This is a genomic window from Flavobacterium sp. (assembly GCF_035456225.1).
Taxonomy (GTDB): Bacteria; Bacteroidota; Bacteroidia; order Flavobacteriales; family Flavobacteriaceae; genus Flavobacterium.
Genome location: NZ_DATIDM010000019.1, coordinates 1 through 8140, shown reverse-complemented (window position 1 = coordinate 8140; position 8140 = coordinate 1). Strand labels below are relative to the sequence as shown.

General features: G+C 38.2%; 6 protein-coding genes. All 6 read left to right on the top strand.

Features of this window, described 5'->3' with window-relative positions; translation table 11 throughout:
- Positions 1-522, top strand: a 522-nt coding sequence (locus VLB74_RS00950) for a DUF4856 domain-containing protein (RefSeq protein WP_325201598.1), incomplete at its 5' end; no start/stop codon positions are given.
- Between the two features lie 72 nt (positions 523-594).
- The gene (locus tag VLB74_RS00945; protein WP_325201597.1) at positions 595-1821 is read left to right on the top strand and encodes a DUF4856 domain-containing protein; all 1227 of its coding nucleotides are present in this window, start codon (positions 595-597) and stop codon (positions 1819-1821) included.
- Positions 1822-1889: 68 nt separating this feature from the next.
- Positions 1890-3008 (top strand): imelysin family protein, encoded by a 1119-nt coding sequence (locus VLB74_RS00940; protein WP_325201596.1) that lies wholly within the window; start codon positions 1890-1892, stop codon positions 3006-3008.
- 2 nt (positions 3009-3010) lie between these two features.
- Positions 3011-4378: an HTTM domain-containing protein gene (locus VLB74_RS00935; RefSeq protein ID WP_325201595.1), complete on the top strand. Its 1368-nt coding sequence runs from the start codon at positions 3011-3013 to the stop codon at positions 4376-4378.
- Positions 4359-6803, top strand: coding sequence for a TonB-dependent receptor domain-containing protein (locus tag VLB74_RS00930; protein ID WP_325201594.1), 2445 nt, complete (start codon positions 4359-4361; stop codon positions 6801-6803). Before VLB74_RS00935 ends, VLB74_RS00930 begins: the two co-directional genes overlap by 20 nt.
- A gap of 74 nt (positions 6804-6877) precedes the next feature.
- Positions 6878-8140 (top strand): IMP dehydrogenase (guaB, locus tag VLB74_RS00925; RefSeq protein WP_325201593.1); only part of this gene is annotated, 1263 nt, incomplete at its 3' end.

The window sequence follows — 8140 nt, the reverse complement described above, 5'->3', positions numbered from 1 at the left end:
TACATCTATGGAGGTGACGATCTAGCTGCGGAGAGCCCTGTTCGTAAATTTTGGAGCAGCTATATCAAGCAAGTGGATGATGATTCTGATTTCGGAACTTTAAAAGAAGATATCGAATTGGCTTTCAGAAAAGGTAGAGCGGCAATTACAGCAAATGATTATGCTACACGTGATGCTCAAATCGCAATCATCAAACAAAAATTAGCATTGGTTCCTGCTGTTAGAGCGGTATTCTATCTTAAAGAAGGAAAAGCTAAATTGATTGAAGATTCTGGTGCTAAAGCTTTCCATGCGCTTTCTGAAGGATATGGATTTATCATGAGTTTGCGTTATACTAACAAACCGGGTACAAATGCTCCATACATGACAAAAGCGGAAGTTGATGCAATATTAAATGAATTGACTGCTGGAACAAACGGACTTTGGGATGTTGATTACCTAAATGAGCACATCGACGGATTGGCAGAACAAATAGCTACTCGATTCGGATTTACAGTAGCTCAAGCTGAAACGGTTAACTAATATGAAAATTGATTAAAACAGAAGGGGAAACTCTTCTGTTTTTTTATACTTTTGTAAAAAAATTCAACAAAAATGAGAAAAATACTTCTTTTAGTTTCATTACCAGTTACGGCTTTTTTTGCTATTTCATGTTCAGAAGATGGTGTTCATTACCAAGAGTTCAATTATACAACTCCTGAAACTTATACATTTGAAAGATCTGGTGCGTCAACAGTTGACTTTACAGGTCAGACTAACAGAATTCTTATGTTGGATGAAATGGGAGCTTATATTAAGAACCAAGGAAATGCTGGGGCCGTTGTTGATGCTTCAAAATTATCTGACATGTTTAGCAACGTAAATGGTCAATTTACAAACGCTGATTTGAATGCAGCTACAGATAAACAATTAAAAAATAAAACTGCTGCTTCAACAGATTTCTTCGTTAACTTCAACGGAGATGGTAGCGCAGTAGAACCGCTTAGCGTAAGATTTTTTTTTGAAAATCAGTTCACTAATGCTAACTTGGCTAGTGGTGGACATGAAGCTTCTGCAGGAACTGCAGGAACTTATTTAGATGGTACTTCAAAGCGTTTATTTGCTGTTAATGGATTAGAGCCTCAACAAGTACTTTTAAAAGGTATGATGGGCGCTTGTTTCTTAGACCAGATCGTGAATAATTATTTAAGTAAAAATGTTTTGGATCAGGGTTCAAACAGGGCAAACAATACAAATAAGGTTTTAGAACAAGGTCAAAATTACACTAAAATGGAGCATCTTTGGGATGAAGCATATGGTTACATCTATGGAGGTGACGATCTAGCTGCGGAGAGCCCTGTTCGTAAATTTTGGAGCAGCTATATCAAGCAAGTGGATGATGATTCTGATTTCGGAACTTTAAAAGAAGATATCGAATTGGCTTTCAGAAAAGGTAGAGCAGCAATTACAGCAGGTGATTATGTAACTCGTGATATGCAAATCGATATCATCAAGGAAAAATTAGCATTGGTTCCTGCGGTTAGAGCTGTATTCTATTTAAAAGAAGGTAAAGCTAAATTGGCTACTGATGGTGGAGCGAAAGCATTCCACGAACTTTCTGAAGGATATGGGTTTATCATGAGTTTACGTTATACTAACAAACCCGGAACAAACATGCCATATATGACAAAAGCAGAAGTCGATGCTATCCTGAATGAATTGACAGGAGGTACCTTCGGACTTTGGGATGTTGATTACCTAAATGAGCACATCGACGGATTGGCAGAACAAATAGCTACTCGATTCGGATTTACGGTAGCTGAAGCCGAAACGGTTAACTAATATAAAAATTGATTAGAACAGAAGGGAAACTCTTCTGTTTTTTTATACTTTTGCAAAAATTTTCAAAAATGAAAAAAATACTTCTTTTAATCGGTTTTACTGTGTTCTTTGCAGCTTGTTCTTCCAGTGATAGTACTGGTTCGGGTTCTTCAGGAGACGGTTATGACAGAACGGCACTTTTAACGAATTGGGCAGATAATTTGATTATCCCTGCTTTTGAAAATTATCAGGCAAAAGTAAATACGCTTCAGACAGTAACGGCAACTTTTACAACAGCTCCTTCTGAAATTGCATTAGAGGAAGTAAGAACAGCCTGGATTGATGCCTATAAAGCTTTTCAGTATGTTTCATTGTATGAAATCGGTAAAGCAGAACAAATAAATTTTGTGAATTGTACAAATATTTATCCTACGAACACTACCGGTATTGAAGCTAACATAGCATCAGGAACATATAACTTTGCTCTTCTTTCGCAATTTGATAAGCAAGGTTTTCCGGCACTTGATTATATGATAAACGGTTTAGGTGCTGATGATGCAACAATTGTAACTTTTTATACGTCAAACACTAACGCTGCAAAATACAAACAGTACCTTACAGATTTGTCAGCGAAACTGAAAAGCAACGCGGATTTGATTGTAAACGATTGGAACGCAAGTTATAGATCAACTTTTATTGGAAGTAACGGAAACTCGGTAAGCAGTTCGGTTAACCGCATGGTTAATATCTATGTAAAGAATTATGAAAAGAATGTGCGTGCCGGAAAAGTAGGTATCCCTGCAGGAATTTTTTCAAGTGGGACAACCTATGGAAATAAAGTGGAAGCATATTATAAAAATGATATTTCAAAGGTTTTATTGAATGAGGCTGTAAAAGCTTCTCAAGACTTTTTCAATGGAAAATATTTTAATTCTTCTCAAACAGGACCGGGCTTAAAAGCGTATTTGGATTATTTGAATGTGGTAAAAAACGGGCAGCCTTTAAGCACCATTATCAATAGTCAGTTTGCAACTGTTTCCAGTGCAAATTCTGTGTTGAGCGATAGTTTTTCGGAACAGATTTTTACTGATAACAGTAAAATGATCGCTGCATATGATGAAATGCAGTGGAATGTGGTTTATTTTAAAACCGATATGATGCCGGCTCTTAATATTACAGTAGATTATGTTGATGCAGACGGTGATTAATCATGATTGACAGTCTAAAAATATATCTTAATAAAACAACAGAAACCGCGACGCTGGCCTTTTTCAGGCTGGCGTTTGGTTTAATGATGCTGTTTAGTATCATCCGGTTCGTAAGTTACGGTTGGGTGGAAAAGATGTATATTAAACCTAATTTTCATTTTACCTTTTACGGTTTCGAATGGGTTAAACCTTTCGGGAATTTTACGTATTTGTTGTTTTTTATTTGTGGTTTGGCAGCACTTATGGTTGCAATAGGCTACAAATACAGAATGGCGATAACAGTTTTTTTCCTCGGATTTACCTACATCGAACTGATGGATAAAACGACTTATCTTAATCACTATTATTTTATTTCATTGGTCAGTTTCCTGTTGATTTTTTTGCCGGCAAATGCTGCTTATTCGGTAGATGCTTTAAAAAATCCAGAGAAAGCATTTCAGCGAATACCTTCCTGGACCGTTGATGTTGTCAGACTTATGTTGGCAATCGTCTATTTTTATGCGGGATTGGCAAAACTCAATTCAGACTGGCTGCTCGAAGCTATGCCCTTAAAAATGTGGTTGCCGATGAGTTCCGGAATGCCTTTCGTTGGGGAATTCCTCAATGAAAATTGGGCGCATTACGCATTTAGCTGGTGTGGAGCAATTTATGATTTAACCATTCCCTTTTTACTGCTTTACAAACGAACAAGAATACTGGCTTTTCTGCTGGTCATCATTTTTCACGTTTTTACCAAAATGTTGTTTCCCATAGGTGTTTTTCCTTATGTAATGATCATCAGTACGTTGATTTTCTTTGAATCCGATTTTCATAAAAAGGTACTGAAGAAAATCTTCGGATTATTTAAAGGGAACTGGCATTTGTTTGAAAACGGACGTGTAAAAAATCAAGAATTTATAGGTTTTGAGAAATTAAAAGTTGGTTTCATTGCTGCTTTCATGGTATTACAATTGCTTTTCCCATTTCGCTATTTGCTGTATCCGGGAGAACTTTTCTGGACCGAAGAAGGCTTTCGTTTTTCCTGGCGCGTAATGCTTATGGAAAAATCCGGGTATACGCAATTCAAAGTTACCGATGCCATTACCAAAAAGACCATTTACGTGAACAACAGCGATTTTCTGACCCCTTTTCAGGAAAAGCAAATGTCGTTTCAACCCGATTTTATTTTAGAATACGCCCATTTTTTACACGACCATTATAAAAAAACCGGCATTAATGACCCTGAAGTCAGAGTCGAAAGTTATGTTGCGCTCAATGGTCGTTTAAGCCGAAAATATATCGACCCCAATGTTAATCTTGCAAAAGAAAATGAATCATTTAAACATAAAACCTGGATACTTCCGTTTAACGATGAAATTAAAGGATTATAAATACTTTTTATTACTTTTTTTGTCACTTAATGTGTTCTCGCAATATAAATTTTCCGGGACGGTAACTGATAATTCGGGGAAAATCCTTGCGGGTGTCGAGATAATCGATAAAAGTAACGGCAGAAGTTTCATTACCGACAAACGAGGGGATTTTACCATTAATGTTAAGAATAATGGGAATTATGTTTTCGTTTTTTTCGCCGAAAATTATGCGATGGTTGAAAAATCGGTGAGCATTACACAAAATGAGACATTTCTCCGAGTGGTGCTTCACCCATTGGGCAAAACACTTTCAGAAGTTGTAATCAACAAGCAAAAAGAAAATATTGAAGCTATCCGTAAATTAAAGGATGTCGAGGAAACGGCAATTTACGCCGGAAAAAAAACAGAAGTTGTTGTACTGGATAAGTTAACGGCTAACAAAGCAACTAATAATGCCCGTCAGATTTACTCGCAGGTGGTCGGGTTGACCATTAATGAGAATAGTGACGGAGGATTGCAGTTATCCATAGGAGGCCGTGGTTTGGACCCGAACCGTACATCCAATTTCAATACGCGTCAAAACGGGTACGATATCAGTGCCGATGTTTTAGGTTATCCGGAAAGTTATTATGCCACACCAACAGAAGCTTTGGAGGAGATTCAAATCGTTCGTGGGGCGGCATCGCTACAGTACGGAACCCAATTCGGGGGAATGATCAACTTTAAATTAAAAAGTCCCAGCAAGAAAGAAATAGAATTTACCAATAGAATTACCGGTGGTTCGTATAACCTGTTTACCAATTTTACCAGTTTAAGCGGTACCAAAGGAAAGTTTAGTTATTATTCGTTTTACAACTATAAACAAGGCAGTGGTTTCAGACCGAATTCTCAATTTGATGCCAAAAACTTCTTTGCCAATTTGAATTATCAGTTCACTGCGAATACGTCACTGCATTTTGATTACACTCATTTTGATTATCTGGCAAAACAGCCAGGGGGTTTAACGGATTATATGTTTAATCAGGATCCGACACAGAGTAACCGTACACGTAACTGGTTTTCGGTTGATTGGAATCTATATTCACTTCGATTGAAGCACCGATTTAAAAATGATGCTAATTTTTCTTTGCAGTTATTCGGATTGGATGCGTCAAGGGAAGCTTTAGGATACCGTTCCAACCGTGTTTCAAATCCAGATACTCCGGGAACAGAACGGGATCTTATTCTGGGAGATTTTGTCAATTGGGGTGCTGAAGCCCGTTACTTGAAAAAATACTCTTTCTTTAATAAATCAAATGCCTTTTTAATTGGCTTCAAGTATTATCAATCCCGAAATACTGGTGCCCAAGGTCCGGGTAGTTCAGGAAGTGATGCCGATTTCGAATTGGCTACCGATGAATTCCCAACATACGCCAATCAGTCATCGTATGTTTATCCTAACCTGAATGCCGCTCTTTTCGGAGAAAATATCTTTAAAATTTCTCCAAAATTTTCGGTTACGCCTGGTTTCAGATATGAATATATAAAAACACAGGCAGACGGATATTATAGGGAAATCACCAAGGATTTGGCTGGAAATATCCTGGAAGACAAAACCATTTATGAAAACATTATTAAGGAACGTAACTTCTTACTGTTAGGTGTAGGATTAAGTTATAAGCCTAAAAGTAAAATAGAAATTTACGGTAACATTTCTCAAAATTACCGTTCTGTAACTTTTAACGATATTCGTACCGCCAGCCCGAGTCAGGCCATTGCCGAAGGTATTACCGATGAAAGCGGATACACATCGGATGTGGGAGTGAGAGGAAAGTTATTTGATAAAGTGACTTTCGATATCAGTGGTTTTGCCTTGTATTATGATCAGAAGATAGGGGAGTACGAAGCTCCAAATCCAGGTGGAGGGGCCGCAGTGGTTCGTTTACGTGATAACATAGGAACGGCAATAACATACGGTTTTGAATCGATGTTGGATTGGAACATTGGAAAAACATTCTTCGGAGATTCCGATAGCTTTGTCTGGAATGTATTTTCAAATGTGTCTGTTACTGGCTCTGAATACCTGGAATCCGACAAGGCTAATGTCAAAGGAAATGAAGTAGAGTTTGTTCCTTTGTACAATATAAAATCGGGTATGGGAATGGGATATAAGAACTTTTTATCGAGTCTGCAGTTTACATACGTTTCGTCCCAGTTTACCGATGCTGAAAATCACCCGACAGACCCTAATGATAATGTCTATGGTATTTTCGGGCAAATTCCGTCCTATTACGTAATGGATTTTTCAGCGGCCTATAAGTGGAAACGATTCAAACTGGAGGGCGGGATAAATAACTTAACCGATAACTGGTATTTTACAAGAAGAGCCACAGGATACCCGGGACCTGGGATTATTCCTTCAGAACCGAGAGTGTTTTACGCTTCTTTGGAATTTGTTTTTTAAAGTTAAGTTAAAACGGTTTTCATAAGAAGTTTAAATGTACTATATTTGCATGCAATTTAACTACAAATTGCAACATGAAAGCACATACAGCTAAAATTATCGGTGAAGGTCTAACCTACGATGATGTTCTTCTGGTTCCAAACTATTCCGAAATACTTCCACGCGAAGTAAGTATCAAAACAAAGTTTTCAAAAAACATTACACTTAACGTTCCAATTGTATCTGCAGCAATGGATACGGTTACTGAAAGTTCTATGGCAATCGCTATGGCTCGTGAAGGCGGAATTGGTGTTTTACATAAGAATATGACCATCGAACAACAGGCTGCTAAAGTGCGTAAAGTAAAACGTGCGGAAAGCGGAATGATTATCGATCCGGTGACTTTACCTTTAACGGCTACCGTTGGTGATGCAAAATTAGCGATGCGCGAATTCGGTATCGGAGGAATTCCGGTTGTAGATAACAATCTGATTTTAAAAGGAATTGTTACCAACCGCGATTTACGTTTCGAGAAAAACAATACCCGCGCCATTACGGAAGTTATGACTTCAGAAAAATTGGTTACGGCTCCCGAAGGAACAACTTTAGCAACTGCCGAAGAAATTCTTCAGGAAAATAAAATCGAAAAATTACCGGTAGTTAATTCCGAAAAAAAATTAATCGGTTTAATTACTTTCAGAGATATTACAAAACTTACCCAAAAGCCTAACGCTAACAAAGATAAATTCGGACGTTTACGCGTTGCTGCTGCCCTTGGTGTTACAGCCGATGCAGTAGAAAGAGCAACTGCTTTAGTTAACGCCGGAGTAGACGCTGTTATCATCGATACGGCTCATGGTCACACCAAAGGTGTTGTAGACGTTTTAAAACAAGTAAAAGCTAAATTCCCCGAATTGGATGTGGTGGTTGGAAATATCGCTACTCCAGAGGCTGCTTTATACTTGGCAGAAAACGGGGCCGATGCTGTAAAAGTCGGAATCGGACCTGGTTCTATCTGTACAACCCGTGTTGTTGCCGGTGTTGGTTTCCCTCAATTTTCAGCAGTGTTGGAAGTTGCTGCTGCTTTACGCGGAATAGGTGTTCCTGTAATTGCTGATGGTGGAATCCGTTATACAGGAGATATTCCTAAAGCAATTGCTGCCGGTGCTGACTGCGTAATGTTAGGTTCATTATTGGCAGGAACTAAAGAATCGCCGGGTGAAACGATTATCTTCGAAGGAAGGAAGTTCAAATCTTACCGCGGAATGGGGTCTGTTGAAGCAATGCAGACAGGTTCGAAAGACCGTTATTTCCAGGATGTTGAAGACGATGTGAAGAAATTAGTTCCGGAAGGAATC